Below are 18,994 nucleotides of genomic sequence, written 5' to 3'. Positions count from 1 at the left end.
ACGGTGAGTGGCGGCGCGACTCCCGGCGTCCGTCTGACGTCGGCCGGGCCGGAAGTCGATGGGGGTGTGCCTGCCGGACGGGCCCGCGGCCGGTGGACGGCACGGACGGCGGATCCCGGTCGAAGGGCTGCGAAGGGACGCGAGGAACGCGAAGGGTTTCGAGGGGACGCGGAAGGGTTCAGCGCGGAGCGACGTCGAGAACGAGTGGGTCGGCGCGCCGCAGGAAGGACACGGGCTGGAGTCTCGCGGGAGCGGTGTCGGCGAGCGTGAAGCGGAAGCGCCGCAGCAGGGTCGCGACGACCAGCTTCAGCTCCATCATCGCCACACCCCGCCCGATGCAGACACGCGGTCCGTATCCGAACGGGAGGTACGCGGCGCGGTGCGCCTCACCAGGGGTGCCGCGGTGGAAGCGGCCGGGATCGAACCGTTCCGGCTCGGTCCAGTGGGCCGGATCCCGGTGCAGCGCGTACGGCGACACCAGCAGGACAGTGTCGCGGCCGAGGCGGTGGCCGCCCAGGGTGTACGTGCGCCGTACCCGTCTGCTCAGCAGCCAGCCCGGCGGGAAGAGCCGGATCGCCTCCAGGATGGTGTCCTCCGTGTACTCCAGGGTGTGCAGGTCCTCGTACCTGAGCGGCCGGTCCGACGGCAGGCGGTCCAGCTCGTCCACCACGCGCGCGGTGATCTCCGGATGGCGGCCGAGGAGGTCGAACAGCCAGACCGCCGCGGTCGCGGTCGTGAGCCATCCGGCGACGAAGGTCGTCTTCACCTCGGCCAGCAGCTCGTCGTCCGTCCAGCCCGCGCCGGTCTCCTCGTCGCGGCACTCCATCAGCATCCGGAGCAGGCCGGCCCGCTCCGGCGGGTGGGCGCGGTGGTCGTCGATGATCTCGGTGATGCTGGCGTTCAGCCGGGCCACCCCGTCGTCGAACCGGCGGCTCGCCGGGGTCGGCAGCCAGCGCGGCAGGCCCGCCGGTGCCCAGCGGCGGCGCTGCCGGTACTCCAGGCCGTAGTCGAAGGCGCGGGTCAGCTGGGCGGCGGTCTCCGGGACCGCCACACCGAACATCATCCGTACGATCATGCGCTGGAGCAGGTCCAGCAACGCGGCGCTGCAATCGACGGATCCCCGGGCCTCGGCGACCGGCGCGAGGCGCGAGACGGTCCGGTCGATCTCGTCCGCCGCCGAACCGAAGAGCTCCGGCAGGTGGGAGGTCCGGAAGGCGGGCTGCAACTCGTCGCGCCGCTTGCGCCACACCTCGCCCTGCATGGTGAACACCGACTCGCCGAACAGGGTGCCCAGCACGTCGTTGGTGCGGGTCATACCGACGTCCGCGTACGGCGCGGTCATGACCGCCCGCACCAGGTCCGGGTCGTTGACCTGGTAGAACGATCGTCTGCCGATCCGTCCGAGCCGGACGACCGGACCCCGGCGGCTCGCCTCGCCCAGGTAGGCGATCGGGTCCTTCCGCATCCGCGCGATGCCGCCGAAGTACGGCAGCCCCGGCATGGCCGCCGGACGCGCCCGGCCGGCGGGTGCCGGTGGCGCGGCGGTCTCGGTCACCGGACGGCCTCCGGTGTCCGCCGGAAGTAGGCGTCCGCCCAGCGTTCCAGCGGGTCGGCGAGCTTGGGCAGCACCTCGGACAGCGCGTCGACGGCCAGGGAGATCCGGTCCCGGACGAGGAATTCGAGGAACGCGCGGGCCTGGACGCCGTCGAGGATGTCGCGTGTTCTCGCCACGTCCCGGCCGGCGGCCGGGGTGTGCAGCAGATCGACCAGCTCGTCGCGGCGGGGGTGGTCGAGCGCGAGGGCGTAGGCGAGGGGGGAGGTGACCTTGACGGGGTCCTTCTCCAGGTCGTCGCCACCGCCCCAGACGCCCCCGGCGTCGTCGAGCACCTGTACCGCGAACCCGATGTGGTGGCCGAAGCGGGCCAGTGCCTCGGCCGCCGCGTCCGGTGCCTCCATGGTGAGGGCCGCGCAGCGCAGCAGGCACTCGTAGATGACGGACGACTTCCAGCCGACGAGCTGTTCGTAGAAGAGCGCGACCCGGGTGGCGGCCCGCACGGGGTAAGGGGGCTCGGAACGCAGCTCGGAATAGCCCACGACGTCGAGGTACTCGCCGATCGACGCCGTCAGGCACGCCGAGCCCAGTTCGACGGTCGCCCGGGACACCGCCTGGACCGTCGCCGTGTCGGCCGCCGGGTCGAGCGCGGCCAGGGGGGCGCGCAGCACCTGGTCCTTCAGCGCCAGCACCAGCTCGATGGCGCCGGCACCGCCGAGCTCGCGCCACTGCTCCGACATCGGGTCGCGGTCCACGAGCTGGTCGATCGGCGCGGAGAGGTGGACCATCGTGAACCAGCCGCTCAGGACCCGCGCGGAGGCGTCGGAGGGCCGGTGGCCGAACTCCGTGGCGAGCAGGGTCAGCAACGGTTCCCACAGCCGGGTGCGTTTGCGCAGGGAGCGGGCGAACTCGGCCCTGATGGCGGGATGGCCGTCGAACGCGGGGTAGGACACCGCGTGTTCGGCCAGGTTCCATTCGATGTCGTCGCGCACGGGGGCGTTCATCCGTGTCCGACCTCCTCCGCGATCTCGAAGTCGACCATGTCGGTGTCGGTCATGGGAAGCCGCAGCATGCGCTCGTCCTCGGGGCTGGCGAGCAGTTCATCGAGGACGTGTCCGATCCGTGTGCGCTCGGCCGCGGGGACCGTTTCGAGCATGTCCCGCCTCTTCGCGGCATCGGAAGAGACGGCGGCTTCGAACAGCTTTGCCAAATCGACGAGATTGATGGGGTTCACGGCAGCAGTCACCTCGTTCATTTCCTTGCGGTAGGGGCCTGCTGGTCTAGAAATCGGCTGCCTGCACCACCGTGGGCGCGACGACACGGCCTTCCTCCATGGATTTCTCCATGGCGGCCTGGATGTAGTGGGCATTGATACGGGAGAGCGCGCTCTTGGCCAGATCGGGGCTCTTGACGACGGAGTTCGCGGCGGTGATCGCGAGTTCGGCCACGGCGGGCCCGCAGTCCGCGAGCAGATTGCCGCGCCGGAAGCTGTTGCCGGCGATGACCGAGGCCGCCGCGTGGATGCTCAGGTAGGTGAAGGCGGTGATCAGCTCGGGGAACTCGGCCTGGGCCTTGTGCAGGTCGGAGATCAGTGACTTTCCGTCGAGAGAGATCACGGAGGTCATGAAGGTCTCGTAGTCGGTGGGCTGCGCGGCGGGCTTTTCGGCGTCATCGGTCATCTGTTCGCCTTTCACGGGGAGGGCGGAGTTCCGGCCGTTCCGGCGTGTGCGGGAACAGTCGGCCCCGGTAATCCGTGTGTTCGAATCGTTCGGGAGGCGGGAAAATCGAACGGATCGGCGGTGACAAGGTTGTCAGTCCCTGCGGACTGAGTACGCGTGCAGGTGAGTTCTTGATCCCGCATCAACCGGCTGGTGCGAGTCCGTGGTTATTCTGCGGCATCGCGGAATTGCCGTGGAGTCGGAATTCGGTCAACAGATCTCCAGCGCGCCCGAAAAAGGCTGGTGGCGTGAATTCCTGTGACTGCCGTTGCGGGTGAGTCCATGGTGCGGCGCAGACGTGTTTCCGAAAGATCTTACGGTGATGGCCGGGACCGGTCGTCCGGCGTGCCCGCCCGCCTTCGGGAGCTGCGGCCCGTCACCACGCCTGCGACTCCGCCGAGGACGCAGAGGCCCGTTCTTTTCGCCGGCCGCCGCCGCGCAGCCGCGACGCGAGCAGCGGCAGGATCAGTACCGCGACCATCGCGGCACCGACCAGTGCCGCGGCCCGGCCCCCGCCGAGCACCTTCCGGTCCACACCGATGGTGGTGATCGTCACGGCGAGCGGCAGACATGGAGACGCGCACAGCGTGAGAGCCCGGCGGTCGCCGGGGCCGGGTGGTGCGAGGAGGCGGACCTGGGCGCCCCGCACCAGCAGGAACCGCAGCAGGGAGACGGGCATCACCGTGCCCAGTGCCGTACAGGTCAGCGCGGGGCCGATGACGCTACCGAGCACGATCTCGTGGATGCCAGCGGCACCGGGACCATGCGTGTCACCGCCTCGGTGAGGACCGGTGCGAGGACGGCGCCCGCGCCGCCCGGCGTCGGACTCGGCTGGGGTGTTCCGGTACAGCTCGGGCTCCTCGTGACGACCGGCCGGGACAGCGGCGGGATCCGGCACGGACCACGGTCACCACGGCCGGCCTCACCCGGACCCCGTGCCCGGCACGACCGGTCGTACGGTCGTACGCCGTAGGAGGGAAGTCCGGGGGCGCACCGCACCGCCACGACACCCGGGCCCCGCCCCTGGGTCCTGGCCGCGGGGGCGGGGCCCGGGTGCCGTGCCGTCCTTCAGTTCCCCGGGCCCGCCCCCGCGTGGGCGACCTCGGGGACGGGACGCCCGCCGGTGCCGTCTGCGCCGTTCTCGCCGTTCTCGCCGTCCCGGTCCCGCCGGAGCCAGGTCAGCAGCGGGCCCGTCATCGCGGTCGTCGCGACCGCTACCACCACCAGCAGCGAGTACCAGCGGCCGTCGAGCAGGCCCGCCTGCTTGCCCACGTTGAGCGCGATGAGTTCGGTCAGGCCCCGGGTGTTCATCAGCGCCCCGATGACGGCGCTCTGCCGCCAGCTCCCCCCGCTCAGCCGCGCGGCGAGCGTGCAGCCCCCGAGCTTGGCGACGACCGCCACCCCGAACAGCGCGAGCAGCAGGAGCACGTCCGCGCCGCCCAGCCCGCCGATGTCGACGGACCAGCCGGTGGTGATGAAGAAGACCGGAAGCAGCAGGCTGCCCGCCCGGTCCGCCCACGACACCAGCTCCGGGTCGGGGGTGCCGTCCGTACGGCGCGGCATCAGCAGCCCGGCCAGGAACGCCCCGAACACCGCGTGCAGGCCGAGAACGCTGGTCGCCCATCCGGACAGCAGCGCCACCGCGATCAGCGGCCCGTCGCGCAGCGTCCCCCGGAGGGCGGCGGTGCGTCGCAGCACCGGCCGGGCCACCGCCAGCATCGCCAGCAGATAGCAGGCCAGCAGCCCGATCAGCACCGCCGGGGAGCGGCCCCCCGAACCGGCGAGTGCGACGACACCGGCCAGCAGCACCCAGCCGACGACGTCGGTCAGCGCCGCGGCGGCCGTGGCCACCGTGCCCGGCGTCGTCGCGGACAGCCCGCGGTCGCGGACGATGCTCGCGAGGACGGGCATCGCCGTGATGGAGAGCGCGACCGCGAGGTACAGCGGGAAGGCCCAGCCGTCGGGGACGCCCTGCGGCGCCAGATCGCTGCCGAGGACGAGCCAGCCGAGCCCCGCGCCCGCCGCCATGGGGACGGCGAGCGCGGCGACGGACACCGTGGTGACCGCCCGGCCCTGGTGGCGCAGCAGGGACGTGTCCAGCTCGCAGCCCACGGAGAACATGAACAGCACCAGCGCCACCTGCCCGAGCACCCCGAGGTGGGGCAGCGCCTCGTCCGGGACCAGCGCGGAGCTGGGGTCGCCGGGGAACCGGCCCAGCACGCTCGGCCCGAGGACGATGCCCACGAGCACCTGGCCGATCACCGGCGGCTGCCCGACCCGGCGGGCCAGCGCCGAGAGCCCGGCGGCGAGGGCGACGACCACACCGGTGGCCGCCAGCACGCTCGACGTGATCTCCTCGGCGCTCACCGGACCGCCCCCGTACCGGTGACGGCGGGCGCGGTCATGCGGCCGGGCCCTCCTGCGCGGACACGGCGGCCGCGGCGTCCGCCGTCACCGGCACGGCCCAGCCGAGACCGTCGTTCGAGGCGACCAGGCCGTCCTCGAACAGCGGCTTCTCCAGGGTGGTCGCACCGCCCATGGAGGCGCGGGCCTGGACCTCGTTCATGCCCTGCATCACCTCCGTCACCACCTGGGTGCCGAACAGTTCGCCCATCCGCTCGCCGCTCTCGGTCTGCGCGGGCCCGGTGCGGGTGACCGCGTCCGCCAGTTCCCTGGAGGAGCCGCCGAAGCGCTCCTTGAGCGTCTCCAGGTCGGTCAGCGCCGCCTCGCCGGAGGAGACACCGCCGACCAGCTCCACGAACGCTCGCAGGTCGGTCGCCTCGGCCCGGGACACCTTGCGGGCCTGCCAGAAGTACGACTCCTCGTTGTGCTGCATGTCGTAGAAGGCGAGCAGGAACTCGTAGAAGACGCCGTACTCGCGGCGGTAGCGGCGTTCGAACTCGCCGAAGGCGCGCTCCTCGTCCAGCTCGCCGTCGAGCGCGCTGTTGATCGAACGGGCCGCCAGCAGACCGCCGTAGGTGGCCAGGTGGACGCCGGTGGAGAACACCGGGTCGACGAAGCAGGCCGCGTCGCCGACCAGCACCATGCCGGGCTGCCAGAAGCGCTCCATGGCGTACGAGTAGTCCTTGCGGACGCGCAGTTCGCCGTAGGGGCCCTCGGTGACGCGCTCGGCGTCCTGGAGGAATTCCTTGATCATCGGGGCCTGCTCGATGAACTGGGCCATGGCGCCCTCGGGATCGCGCGAGAGGGTGCCGACCTGGGAGCGGTTGACGACCGCGCCGACGCTGGTGAGCGTGTCGGTGAGCGGGATGTACCAGAACCAGCCGTCGTCCCAGGCGCAGCACAGGATGTTGCCGGCGTCCGGTCCGGGCAGCCGCTTGCCGCCCTCGTAGTAGCCGTAGAGGGCCACATTGCGGAAGAAGTCCGAGTAGTTGCGCTTGCCGACCGTGCGGGCGAGCTTGCTGTTGCTGCCGGAGGCGTCGACCACGTACCGGGCGGCGGTCTCGTGGGTGCGGCCGTCCTCGTCGGTCCAGCGCAGCCCGGTGATCCGCTCGCCCTCGCTCAGCGTGGCCACGGCCGTGCACCGTTCGCGGACCTCGACGCCGAGGCGGCGGGCGTTGTCGAGGAGGATCTTGTCGAACTTCATGCGCTCCACCTGGTAGGCGGTGGAGGTGGGGCCGGACATCAGCGGGGAGTAGGCGAACAGGAAGTTCCACGGCTCGGGGTTGGAACCCCAGCGGAACGTGCCGCCGCGCTTCGGCATGAAGCCGGCCTTCTCCAGTTCCTCGGTCACCCCGAGGAAGCGGCAGACGCCGTGGATCGTCGCGGGCAGCAGCGACTCGCCGATCTGGTGGCGGGGGAAGGACTCCTTCTCCAGCAGCAGGACGCGGTGACCGGCCATCGCGACCAGGGCGGCGGTGGTGGAGCCGCCGGGGCCGCCGCCGACCACCACGACGTCGTAGGAGCCGGCGGGACCCGCCGGGGTGGTGCCGGTGGCGTGCTCGGGCGTGGACATGTGATTCTCCCTGGAGGTGCGGCCGGAGCCGGTGGGATGGGCGGTTGCGTGTCGTACGGGCCGCGCGCGTCGGACGGCGGCGCCCGAAGGGATCGGGCGGGGCCGGTACGGCGGGGCGGCGGGACATGTGCCGTGTGGAAGGCGGTGTCGGAAACGGGGCCTGGGGCCCGGCGACGACCTGCCCGGCAACGCAAGTAAGGCTTACCTTAGTTGGCTTGCGGACGCCGGGTCAATCGCCGTCGGCGGCCGCTGCGGGCCCCCGTCCGGGACGGCCCGCAGGGCCGCGTCCAGCAGGGGACCGATCTCGTCCAGCGCACCCGCCGACATCATGTCGTCGTGACCGCAGTCCAGTACGTGCTCGGTCAGCGCGCCGTCGATGTGGGCGGGCCACACCAGGCCCGGTGCGTCCGCCGTGGGGGTGGAGCGCGCGGCGGTGAAGAACAGCACCGGACCACGGAAGCGCCGGGTCCGGCTGCGCGAGAGCAGCCGCACACAGTGCACATTGGTGTCGACGACGGCGTGCAGCAACTCCTCGTCGAACCCGGCGAGCAGACCCTGGCTGTCCCGGATCGCGGCGACCGCCTCGGCGCGGCTCACCGCACGGCCGCTGTCGCCGTCGAGGCCGGCCACCGCCAGCAGGAAGCCGCTCTCCTCGCGCTCCAGCCGCTCCCGCCAGTCGGGGGAGTCGAGGTAGGACCAGTCCTCCCGCTCGGGCGGGTAGGCGTCCAGCAGCGCGAGGAACGCCACCTCCTCGCCGCGCTCCTGGAGCATCGCCGCCAGCGTGTGCGCGACCGTGCCGCCGAAGGAGTAACCGGCGAAGTGGTACGGCCCCTCGGGCTGGACTGCGCGGATCTCCGCCAGGTACAGCTCGCACAGCCCGGCCACGTCCGCGACGGCGGGCAGTTGACCCGACAGGCCCGGTGACTGCACGCCGTACACCGGCCGTTCCGGGTCCAGGTTCCGCAGCAGACCGGTGTACTGCCAGCTGAACCCGGAGGCCGGGTGGAAGCAGAACAGCGGCGCCCTGGAACCCCGTTCGCGCAGCGGCAGCACGACCCGCAGGGCGTCCCGGCGGGCGTCGGTGCCGATCCGCGCGGCCACCCCGGCCACCGTCGGCGCCGACATCACCGTACCGACCTGCACCGGCACCCCCAGCTCGGCGCGGATCCGGCCCACCAGCCGCATCGCCAGCAGCGAATGGCCGCCCAGATCGAAGAAGTTGTCCTCCACGCCGACCCGTTCGAGCCCCAGCACCTCGGCGAACAGCCCGCACAGCAGCTCCTCGCGGGTGTCCTTCGGTGGGCGGCCCCCGCCCGTGTCCCCGAAGGCGGGCGCGGGCAGCGCGGCGCGGTCCACCTTGCCGTTGACCGTCAGCGGCAGCGCGTCCAGCGGGACGAACACGGACGGCACCATGAACTCCGGCAGCAGCGCCGACAGTCTGGCCCGCAGCGCGTCCGCCCCCGGCTCGTCCGGGGCGTCCGTACCGCCGGAGGCGGCGACGGTGTACGCCACCAGCCGCTTCACCCCGCCGGGACCCGTGTGCACGGCGACCGCGGCGGCGGCCACCGCCGGATCGCCGGTGAGCGCCGACTCGATCTCGCCCAGCTCGATCCGGAAGCCGCGGATCTTCACCTGGTGGTCGGTACGGCCCAGGTAGTCGAGCTGCCCGTCCGCCCGCCAGCGCACCAGGTCGCCGGTGCGGTACATCAGCGTGCCGGACCCGCCGAACGGGTCGGCCACGAACCGCTCCGCCGTCAGCGCCGGGCGCCGGAAGTAGCCGCGCGCCAGCCCCGCCCCCGCCAGATACAGCTCGCCCGGCACCCCGCGCGGCACCGGCCGCAGCGCGCTGTCGAGCACATAGGCGCGGGTGTTGTGGATGGGCCGGCCGACGCAGGAGGACGCGCTCGCGTCCGCGTCCGCGCCGAGCGCGTTGATGGTGTACTCGGTGGGACCGTAGAGGTTGTAGCCCAGGGTGCCCTCGGTGTCCCGCAGCAGCGTCCACAGCGAGTCCGGCACCGCCTCGCCGCCGAGCAGCACCAGCGTCGGCCGGTGCCGGTCCGCGTCCAGCAGACCGGCGTCGATCAGCTGCTGCCCGTAGGACGGGGTGACGTTGACGACGTCGATGCCGACCCGGTCGTAGTGCGCGGTCAGCGCCGCCGGGTCCAGGCGCAGTTCCTCGCCGATGACGTGCACCTCGTGCCCGTCCACCAGCCAGAAGAACTCCTCCCAGGACATGTCGAAGGCGAACGACACCGTGTGCGCGACCCGCATCCGGCGCCCGCCCGCCAGCTCCGCGGCCGGACCGAAGATGCGCTCGCGGTGGTTGAACAGCATGTTGACCAGTCCGGCGTAGGGCACCACGACCCCCTTGGGGCGGCCCGTCGAACCGGACGTGTAGATCAGGTAGGCCGGGTGGCGGCCGTCCCGGGGCGCGAGCAGCTCGTCCTCGGTGACCGGCGCGCCCGAGCGGCCCGCGAGGTCCGCCACGGTCGGCGGCGCGTCCAGCACCAGCGGCGGCACACCCGGCACGCTCGGCACCCGGCCGTCGACCGCCGTCGAGGTCACCAGGCACAGCGGCGCGGCGTCCTCGACCATCGCCGCCAGCCGGTCCACCGGATGGTCCAGGTCCAGCGGCAGATACGCGGCGCCCGTCCTCAGCACCGCGAACAGGGCGACGACGAAGTCCGCCGAGCGCGGCAGGCCCAGCGCCACCGTGCGCTCGGGACCGGCGCCCCGCTCGATCAGGGCCCGCGCCAGACGGCAGGACCGCTCGTCCAGCTCGGCGTAGCTCAGCCGCTCGTCCTCGAAGACCAGCGCCGTCGCGTCCGGAGTGGCCGCGGCCTGCCCCGCGAACAGGTCGATCAGCGACACGTCCGGCACCGAGTGCCCCGTGTCGTCGCCCAGTTCCAGCAGCGCCGCCCGCTCCTCGTCCGCCAGCGCGTGCAGCCGGCCCACCGCGGTGGCACCGCCCGCCGCGAACTGCGAGACCAGCCGGCGCAGCCGGGCCGCCAGCTCCCCGGCGGTCGTCGCGTCGTACAGGTCGGGCCGGTAGGCGAGGCTCAGCTCCAGCGAGGCGCCGGGCGTCACCGCCAGCGTCAGCGGGTAGTGGGTGCCGTCCACACTGTGCGTCCAGCCGATGCCGTACCGGGCGACGGCCTCCTCGCGGGCGGCGTCGTCCAGCGGCGTGTTCCGGAACACGTACAGCGTGTCGAACAGGGTCCCGAGCCCGGTGGCCTGCTGGATGCGGCCGAGCCCCAGACAGTGGTGCGGCAGCAGCTCGGCGTGCTCGCGCTGCACCCGTACCAGCAGGTCCCGCAGCGGCTCGTCCGGGCGCAGCGTCACCCGGAACGGCAGCGTGTTCATGAACATGCCGATCATATGGTCGACGCCGGGCACCTCCGCCGGGCGGCCCGAGACCGTGGCACCGAACACCACGTCGTCCCGGCCGGTCAGCGCCGCCAGCGACAGCGCCCAGGCGGCCGACAGCACGGTGTTCAGGGTCACCCCGCAGCCGCGGGCGAACTGCCGCAGCCCGTCGCTGAGTTCCTCGCCGAGCGCGATGTCCACCACCTCGGCGGTGACCGGCTGCCGCGCCGGGTCGGCCGGTGCGACCAGGGTCGCCTGGTCCAGCCCCGACAGATGCGCCCGCCAGGCGTCCAGCGCAGCCGGGGAGTCGGTGTCCGCGAGCCACCGCAGATAGTCCCGGTACGGCGTCACCGGGGGCAGCGAGTCCAGGTCGCCGCCGCGCCCGTACAGCGCGAACAGCTCCTCGAAGAACAGCGACTCCGACCAGCCGTCGGTCAGGATGTGATGCTGCGTCAGGCACAGCATCCAGCGGTCCTCGGCGAACTTGAGCAGGGTGACGCGCATCAGCGGCGGCGCGGACAGGTCGAAGCGGGTCGCCGCGTCGGCGAGGGAGAACTCACGCTGCGCGGCCCGCTGCGCCTCCTCGTCGAGACCGGTCAAGTCCTCGATCCGCCACGGCAGTTCCCACGCGGCCGGGACGGCCTGCACCGGCTGGGGCAGACCCTCGTGCCAGAAACCCGAGCGCAGATTGGGGTGCCGGCGCAGCATCGCGTCGAACGCGGCCCGCAGCGCGCCCGTGTCGACGGCGTGCCGCAGCTCCACGAAGTTCTGCATCAGATAGACGTCCAGCGCCCGGTCGTCGTACACCGCGTGGAAGTACAGGCCCTCCTGGAGCGGCGCCAGCGGCAGCACCTCGGCGATCTCACCGAACGCCCCGGCGAGCGCCGCCCGCCCGGCCGCGTCCGGGACCACCAGCGGCTCCCGGGACACGACCGGGGCGGCACCGGCGTCCACAGCGCGGGCTGCGGCGGCCAGACCCGCCGGGGTGCGCTGCTCGAACACATCGCGCGGGGAGAGCACCAGGCCCTCCTTGCGCGCCCGCGTCACCAGCTGGATGGAGACGATGCTGTCACCGCCCAGGGCGAAGAAATCGTCGTCCACACCCGCCGAGGCCAGGCCCAGCACCTCCGTGAAGACCCGGCACAGCGTCTCCTCGCGGGCGTCGCGAGGAGCCCGGGACACCGTCGCGCCCGTCAGCACCGGAGCGGGCAGCGCGGCCCGGTCCAGCTTGCCGTTGACCGTCGTCGGCAGCGCCTCCACCACCACGACCGCCGCCGGCACCAGGTGATCGGGCAGCACCGCCGCCAGCTCCGCGCGGACCGCCACCGGATCGGCGGCGCCCGTCACATAGCCGACCAGCCGCCTGACCCCGGGAGTGTCCTCGCGCACCACGACCGCGGCGGACGTCACACCGTCCAGCGCGACGAGCGCGGATTCCACCTCGCCCGGCTCGATCCGGTAGCCCCGGATCTTCACCTGGTCGTCGGCCCGCCCCAGATACTCCAACTCCCCGTCCGCGCCCAGCCGTACGAGGTCACCGGTGCGGTACATCCGGGTGCCGGGCGGACCGTAGGGGTCGGCGACGAACCGCTCGGCGGTCAGCGCGAACCGGCCCAGATAGCCACGCGCCGTGCCGTGACCGGCGAGGTACAGCTCGCCCGCCGTCCCCGCCGGGACCGGGCGCAGCGCGCTGTCCAGCACATAGGCGCCGGTGTTGCCGATGGGCCGCCCCACGACCGGCGTGCCGCGCACGGAGAGGTCAGCGGCGAGCGCGTCCACCGTGTACTCGGTCGGCCCGTACAGGTTCACCGACATGACGCCACCGGCGTCCCGCACCTCGGACCACAGCTCCGGCGGCACCGCCTCGCCGCCGAGCAGCAGCAGCGCGGGCCGGTGGTGCGCGGCGTCCAGCAGGCCCCAGTCGAGCAGCTGTCGGGCGTAGGTGGGGGTCACGTCCATCGCGTCGATGCGCCGCCCACGGACGTACTCCACGACGAACTCCGCGTCCCGGCGGCCCACTTCGTCCAGCACATGCAGCTCGTGCCCGGCGATCAGCCAGAACAGCTGCTCCCAGGAGGTGTCGAAGCTGAACGACGCCGTGTGCAGGGCCCGCAGGGTGCGCCCGCCCGCCGCCGCGACCACCGGACCGAAGACCTCGCCGATGTGGTTCGCGTACAGATTGGACAGCCCGCCGTGGGTGAGCACCACGCCCTTGGGACGGCCCGTCGAACCCGAGGTGTAGATCACGTACGCCGGGTGCTCCGCCACCACGTCCGGGCATCCGGGCGCCGCCTCGGACGCGATCGGCCCGGCCCAGGTCGCGGGCGCGTCCAGCAGGATGCGCTCCGGCCCGCCCGACCGCGGCAGCAGACCGACCGCGTCGGAGGTGGTCAGCACGCACACCGGAGCGGCGTCGTCGAGCATGTATGCCAGCCGGTCCGCCGGATGGTCCAGGTCGAGCGGCAGATAGGCACCACCGGCCCGCAGCACCGCGAGGATCGCCACCACCGACTCCGCCGACCGGGGCACCGCCAGCGCCACCACCGACTCCGGGCCCACCCCGCGCGCGGCGAGCAGCGCGGCCAGCCGCGCGGCCCGCCGCTCCAGCCCGGCGAAGGTCAGCGTCACCTCGCCCGCGACCACCGCGACGGCGTCCGGCGTCCGCGCCGCCTGCTCCGCGAACCGGTCCGCGACCGTGCCGCCCGGTACGTCCCGCACCGGACCACGCCAGCTGTCGCGCACCCGCCCGGACTCCGCCTCGGGCAGCAGCTCCAGGGCGCCGACAGCGACTTCGGAGGGCCCGGACAGCCGCTCCAGCGCCAGCGCCAGCCGTCCGGCGAGCAGTTCCGCGTGCCGGGCGTCGAACAGATCGGGGCGGTACTCCAGACGCAGCAGAGCGCGCTCCTCCAGCGCCACGGCGAGGGTCAGCGGATAGTGCGTGGCGTCGCGCGCCTCCACCCCGGTCACCCGGAGCCCGCCGCCGACCGTGCGTGTCGCCCCCGGGTCCACGGGATAGTTCTCGATCACCACGAGCGTGTCGAACAGCTCCCGGCCGCCCGCCTGCTTCTGGATGGGGCCGAGCCCCAGGTGGTGGTGGGCCAGCAGCGCGTTCTGCTCGTCCCGGAACCGCCGCAGCAGCCCCGCCACGCTCTCCTCGGGGCGCGGCACCAGCCGGACCGGCACGGTGGTGATGAACAGGCCGAGCATCGACTCGACCCCCGGTATCTCGTCCGGGCGCCCCGACACCGTCAGACCGAACACCACGTCCTGACGCCCCGTCAACTGACCTATGACCAGGCCCCACGCGCACTGGATCAGCGTGCTCGGCGTCGTCCCGAGCCGCCGCGCGGCCGCCGTCAGCCGCGCCGTGGCCCCGGCCGACAGCTCCAGCGCGTGCACACCCGGCCGCACCGCCGGACGCGCCGGATCGGCCGGCGCCACCAGCGTCGGCTCCTCCAGTGTCGCCAGCGCCCGCCGCCAAGCGGCCTCGGCCGCCGCCACGTCCTGCTTCTTCAGCCACTTCAGATGGTCCCGGTACGGACGCACCGCGGGCAGCGCGGACGCGTCGCCGTCACTGCCGTACAGCGCCAGCAGATCGCCCACCAGCAGCGGCATGGACCATCCGTCCACCAGGATGTGGTGCACGGTGATCACCAGCCGGTGGTCGTCGTCGGCGACCCGGGCCAGCACCAGCCGCACCAGCGGCGGCCGGTGCAGCTCGAACCGCCGCTCCAGCTCGGCGCGTTCCAGCTCGGCCAGCGCCCGCCCGGCCTCACCGGCGGCGGACAGATCGGCGCGATCGACCCCGATGCGCACCTCCACCGGCACGAACTGCACCGGCTGCGGCACCCCTTCGTGCCAGAACCCGGCGCGCAGATTCGGGTGCCGCCGCAGCAGCGCCACCGCCGCCCGCTCCAGCCGGGCCGCGTCGACCGGCCCCGCCAGCGCCACCGTGACCTGCACGGTGTACACATCGGCGGCGTCACGTCCGGCGTCGTAGACGGAATGGAACAACATGCCCTGCTGCAAGGGGGACAGCGGCAGCATGTCCTCGATCCGAGCCTGCTTCACTGCTGGGCCCTCCACATTTCTTCGAGCATGGTGATCTGGTCCTGGTCGAGTTCGAGCAGGTCGAGGTCCGAGGGCGTGTGCCCGGCGGTCGCCCCGCCGTCCGCCCAGGCGGTAAAGGTGTCCAGCGCGTCCAGCCAGCCGTCCGCCAGCGCGCTGACGGTGCCCTGGGACAGGACCCCGCCCGCCCACACGAACGACGCCGCGAGCTGCGGCCCGTCCGGTCCGCCCGTCACCTCGGCGACGACCTCCAGCGCGTGGGAGAGCGGCAGGGCCGGATCAGGGGCCACGGCCAGGGCGTCCGCCTCGGGGGCCGGACCCCAGTCGGCGGTGGCGCGGGCCGTCTGGCGGCCCAGGTAGTTCCACAGGACCTCGGCCGCGCCGGGACCGAACAGCCCGGCCGTACCGGCGTTCAGCCGGCGCAGCAGACCCGCGCCCACCCCGCCGTCCGGCACACCGCGCACCTGCTCCTTGACCTCCTTCAGGGCCGCGCCCGCGTCCTCGGACCCCGCCAGCACGGCCGCCGGGTCATAGGCGCGCGCCCCCAGCCGCAGCGGATACACGGAGGTCAGCCAGCCGACCGTACGGGTCAGATCGGCGCCCGGCACGAGATCCTGCTCCCGGCCGTGCCCCTCCAGGTCCACCGCGAACCCGGCCGCCTGCGCGGACCGGCCCGCACGGGCCGCCCAGTCGCCCACGGACACCGCGAACGCGGTCAGCAGGATGTCGTTCACCGTGCCGTGCACCGCCGAGGGGACCCGCTCCAGCAGCGGTGCCGTCCGCTCGGCCGACAGCCGCACATCGAGCCTGCGCGCCGTCGACACGGTGTCCCGCCCCGGATCCAGCGCCCGGTCGGTGAGCAGCCGCCCGCGCGGCGCCTCCGCCAGCCAGCGGTCCAGCTCCGCCAGCCGCCGCGCACTGTGCGCCTCGGCGAGCAGCCCGGCCGTCCAGGTCCGCAGCGACGTCGGCACCGGCTCCGGTGCGGGCGCCCGGCCCGCCGCTGCGGCCTCCCAGGCCGCCCGCAGATCGGGCAGCAGGATCTGCCACGACACCTCGTCGACCACCAGATGGTGCGCCACCAGCAGCAGCCTGCCCGGCCCGTCCGGACCGGCGTCGAGGAACACCGCCCGCACCGTCCGTCCGGCCACCGGATCCAGCTCCCCGGCCGCCCGGTCCGACTCGTGCGCCACCAGCTCACGCAGCGCCCCGTCACCGAGGCCCACGGCGTCCACCGTACGCAGCACCGAAGCGGCCTCCAGCGCGCCCACCGGCCGCACCTCGGCGCTCCACAGCCCCGGCCGCGCCACCGTCAGCGCCAGCCGCAGCCCGTCGTGCCGGTCCAGCACCGCCTGGAGCGCCGTGACCAGATCGGCCGCGCGCACTCCGGCGGGCAGCCGCACCAGTCGGGCCTGGCAGAAGCGCTCGTACGGGCCGCCCCGGGCCGCCAGCCAGTGCGCGGCCGGAGGCAGCACCAGGGGCCCGGTGCCCACGTCCGCCGGACGCGGAGCCGTACCGGTGTCCTCGGGCGCCACGACCACGGCGAGCGCGGCCGGTGTCGGATGCTGGAACACCTGGCGTGCCGTGACGGTGAGCCCGGCCTTGCGGGCGAGGCTCACCAGCCGGATCGAGACGATGCTGTCGCCGCCCAGCTCGAAGAAGTTGTCCTCGACGTCGACGGCCGGCAGCCCGAGCACCTCGGCCATCAGCCGGGCGAGCACCTGCGCCGCCCCCGCCCCTGCGGAGACGGACCGGGCCGCACCCGAGGGCACGGGCAGAGCACGGCGGTCGAGCTTGCCGTTCGCGCTCAGCGGCAGGGCGTCCAGCGTCACGAAGAGCGCCGGGACCATGTACGCGGGCAGCCGCTCCGCCGCATGGGCACGCAACTCGTCCGGTACGACGGCCGTACCGGGCGCGGGCACCACATAGGCGACGAGCTGCTGCACCCCCGGCCGGTCCTCGCGGACGTGTGCGGCGGCTTGTGCGATGCCGGGTGCGTGGGTGAGCGTGGTTTCGATTTCGCCGAGTTCGATGCGTTGGCCGCGGAGTTTGATTTGGTGGTCGGTGCGGCCGAGGTAGGTGAGGGTGCCGTCGGGGTTCCAGCGGGCGAGGTCGCCGGTGCGGTACATGCGGGTGCCGGGGGTGCCGTGGGGGTCGGCGGTGAAGCGTTCGGCGGTGAGGGCGGGTTGGGTGAGGTAGCCGCGGGCGAGTTGGGTGCCTGCGAGGTAGAGCTCGCCGGGGACGCCGACGGGGGCAGGCTGGAGGTGGGGGTCGAGGACGTAGACGCGGGTGTTCCNGACGGGTGTTCCGATGGGTATGGAGTGGTGGCTGTTGTCGGTGGGGNGGGCTGGGGCTCGGGTGACGTCCACGGCNGCCTCGGTCGGGCCGTACAGGTTCTCCAGCGCGATCGGGCGCGTTCCGGCCGAGGCGTGGAACCTGGTGGCCAGGTCGGTCGAGAGGGCCTCGCCGCTGCACACCACCAGTCGCAGGCTCGGGCAGTCGGACAGCTCGGTCTCCGTCAGGAACGCGGCGAGCATCGACGGGACGAAGTGGCAGACACTGACGGCCTGTTCGCGGATGAGCGCGGCCAGGTAATGCGGGTCGGTGTGCCCTTCGGGCCGAGCGACGACCAGCGGCACGCCCTGCGCCAGCGGCCAGAACAGTTCCCACACGGAGACGTCGAAGGTGGTGGGTGTCTTGAGCAGGACCCGGTCCGCTGTCGTGAGCCGGTAGGTGTCCTGCATCCACTGGAGGCGGTTGACGATGGCGGCGTGCTCGATCAGTACGCCCTTGGGGCGTCCGGTCGACCCTGAGGTGAACAGTACGTACGCCGGATGGGACGGCAGCAGCGGTGCGAGCCGGTCGGCGTCGGTGATGTCGTCGGACGCGAGCCCCGCCAACTCTTCGGCCACGGCGGGTGTGTCGAGGAGTACGGCGCTCGGCCGGAGCTGTCCGGGGAGTGTGTCGAGTGAGGGCCGGTCCGTGACCACGCACACCGGTGTGGCGGTGTCGGTCATGTAGGTGAGCCGGTCGGCGGGCAGGGTGGGGTCGAGTGGCAGGTAGGCGCCTCCCGCGCGTACGACGGCGTGCAGGGCGACGAGGAGGTCCATGGAGCGGGGGAGGGCGACGGCGACGACGGACTCGGGGCCGACGCCCCGGCCGATGAGCAGCCGCGCCAGCCGGTTGACCCGCTCCTCGAAGGCGCCGCGGGTCAGGAAGGCGCCGTCGAAGAGCAGCGCGGTGGCCTCGGCGTCGCGGGCGCCGCCCGCCACGAGACCGGCGAGGGTGGCGGGACCGTCCGGGACGCGCGCGGTGTCGTTCCAGCCTCGCAGCACCTGTTCCCGCTCGTCCGCGTCCATGACCGGGAGGGCGGAGAGCGTCTGCCCCGGGTCGCCCGCCACCGCGTCCAGCAGCCGGACCAGCCGCCCGGCCAGCCGCTCGACGCTCGCGGCCTCGAACAGCTCCGTCGCGTACCGCACCCCACAGCTGATCCGGCCGTCCGCCGCGGAGCCGCCGAAGGCGAACTCCAGGTCGAACTTGGACCCGCCGATCTCCACCGGCAGTTCGTCCGCCGGCACCCCGAACAGCTCAGGCATCTCGGTGGTCGCCGAGTGGTAGGTCACCATCGTCCGGAACAGCGGGTGCCGGGCCCCGGCGGACCGCCCGACCGCGTCGGCCACGGCCTCCAGCGGAAGGTCCGCGTGCGAGAACGCCGCGAGATCCGCGTCCCGCACCCGCCCGACCAGCTCCGCGAAGGTGGGATCGCCGGACAGGTCGGCCCGCAGCACCAGCGTGTTGAGGAAGAACCCGACCAGCCGGTCCACCTGCTCGTCCTCCCGTCCGGCGACCGGGGTGCCGAGGGGGATGTCGTCACCGGCGCCGAGCCGGTGCAGCAGGGCGGCGACCGCCGCGTGGACCACCATGAACACGGTCGCGCCGCTCTCCCGCGCGAGCCGGGCCAGCTCCGCACCCGTGCGTGGGGACACCTCGAACAGCACCACGTCACCTTCGTGCGAGGGGGTGGCGGGGCGTGGCCGGTCGGTGGGAAGCGGAATTTCCTCGGGCAGACCGGCGAGGGCCTGGCGCCAGTATGCGGTCTGGTGCGCGGCTGGTGAGGTGGTGTCGTCGGGATCGCCGAGGAGGTCGCGCTGCCAGAGTGCGAAGTCGGCGTACTGGAGGGGGAGTTCAGGGTAGTCGGGGGCCGTGCCGGTGAGCCGGGCGCGGTAGGCGGTGTCGAGGTCGGTCAGCAGGGGGCCGGTGGACCATTCGTCGGTGGCGATGTGGTGCAGCAGCACGACCAGCACATGATCGTCGTCC

9 protein-coding genes are annotated in these 18,994 nt (G+C 73.2%); all 9 read right to left on the bottom strand.

What is annotated here, in order from left to right; translation table 11 throughout:
* Positions 1–178: 178 nt before the first annotated feature.
* Positions 179–1,555 carry a cytochrome P450 gene (locus B086_RS0108770; RefSeq protein ID WP_018566037.1) on the bottom strand — a complete coding sequence of 459 codons (1,377 nt, stop codon included), beginning with the start codon at positions 1,553–1,555 and terminating at the stop codon, positions 179–181.
* The gene (locus tag B086_RS0108765) at positions 1,552–2,556 is read right to left on the bottom strand and encodes a polyprenyl synthetase family protein (protein WP_018566036.1); all 1,005 of its coding nucleotides are present in this window, start codon (positions 2,554–2,556) and stop codon (positions 1,552–1,554) included. Before B086_RS0108765 ends, B086_RS0108770 begins: the two co-directional genes overlap by 4 nt.
* Complete coding sequence (locus B086_RS0108760) at positions 2,553–2,807, bottom strand: hypothetical protein (RefSeq protein WP_018566035.1); 255 nt, start codon at positions 2,805–2,807, stop codon at positions 2,553–2,555. The genes B086_RS0108765 and B086_RS0108760 overlap by 4 nt, the downstream gene beginning before the upstream one ends.
* 25 nt (positions 2,808–2,832) lie before the next feature.
* Positions 2,833–3,231 (bottom strand): hypothetical protein, encoded by a 399-nt coding sequence (locus tag B086_RS0108755; RefSeq protein ID WP_018566034.1) that lies wholly within the window; start codon positions 3,229–3,231, stop codon positions 2,833–2,835.
* Positions 3,232–3,646: 415 nt separating this feature from the next.
* The gene (locus B086_RS0108750) at positions 3,647–4,003 is read right to left on the bottom strand and encodes a hypothetical protein (RefSeq protein ID WP_018566033.1); all 357 of its coding nucleotides are present in this window, start codon (positions 4,001–4,003) and stop codon (positions 3,647–3,649) included.
* 335 nt (positions 4,004–4,338) lie between these two features.
* Positions 4,339–5,637, bottom strand: coding sequence for a cation:proton antiporter (locus B086_RS39585; protein WP_018566032.1), 1,299 nt, complete (start codon positions 5,635–5,637; stop codon positions 4,339–4,341).
* Positions 5,638–5,671: 34 nt separating this feature from the next.
* The gene (locus B086_RS0108740; RefSeq protein ID WP_018566031.1) at positions 5,672–7,246 is read right to left on the bottom strand and encodes a tryptophan 7-halogenase; all 1,575 of its coding nucleotides are present in this window, start codon (positions 7,244–7,246) and stop codon (positions 5,672–5,674) included.
* 201 nt (positions 7,247–7,447) lie between these two features.
* Positions 7,448–14,659, bottom strand: coding sequence for a non-ribosomal peptide synthetase (locus tag B086_RS0108735; protein ID WP_037873173.1), 7,212 nt, complete (start codon positions 14,657–14,659; stop codon positions 7,448–7,450).
* A 20-nt stretch (positions 14,660–14,679) separates the two neighbouring features.
* On the bottom strand, positions 14,680–18,994 hold a 4,315-nt coding region (locus tag B086_RS39580; RefSeq protein WP_158690375.1), incomplete at its 5' end, for a non-ribosomal peptide synthetase.

Origin of the sequence: Streptomyces sp. PsTaAH-124, assembly GCF_000373685.1 — a bacterium.
Taxonomy (GTDB): Bacteria; Actinomycetota; Actinomycetes; order Streptomycetales; family Streptomycetaceae; genus Streptomyces; species Streptomyces andamanensis.
Note: the sequence above shows the minus strand (reverse complement) of the source record. Positions and strands in the feature narration are given on the sequence as shown.

What these genes read in the sequence shown, in the direction of transcription:
- B086_RS0108755 (WP_018566034.1), bottom strand. Translation starts at nt 3,231, where the DNA reads ATGACCGATGACGCCGAAAAGCCCGCCGCGCAGCCCACCGACTACGAG.
- B086_RS0108735 (WP_037873173.1), bottom strand. Translation starts at nt 14,659, where the DNA reads ATGCTGCCGCTGTCCCCCTTGCAGCAGGGCATGTTGTTCCATTCCGTC.
- B086_RS0108740 (WP_018566031.1), bottom strand. Translation starts at nt 7,246, where the DNA reads ATGTCCACGCCCGAGCACGCCACCGGCACCACCCCGGCGGGTCCCGCC.
- B086_RS0108765 (WP_018566036.1), bottom strand. Translation starts at nt 2,556, where the DNA reads ATGAACGCCCCCGTGCGCGACGACATCGAATGGAACCTGGCCGAACAC.
- B086_RS0108760 (WP_018566035.1), bottom strand. Translation starts at nt 2,807, where the DNA reads ATGAACGAGGTGACTGCTGCCGTGAACCCCATCAATCTCGTCGATTTG.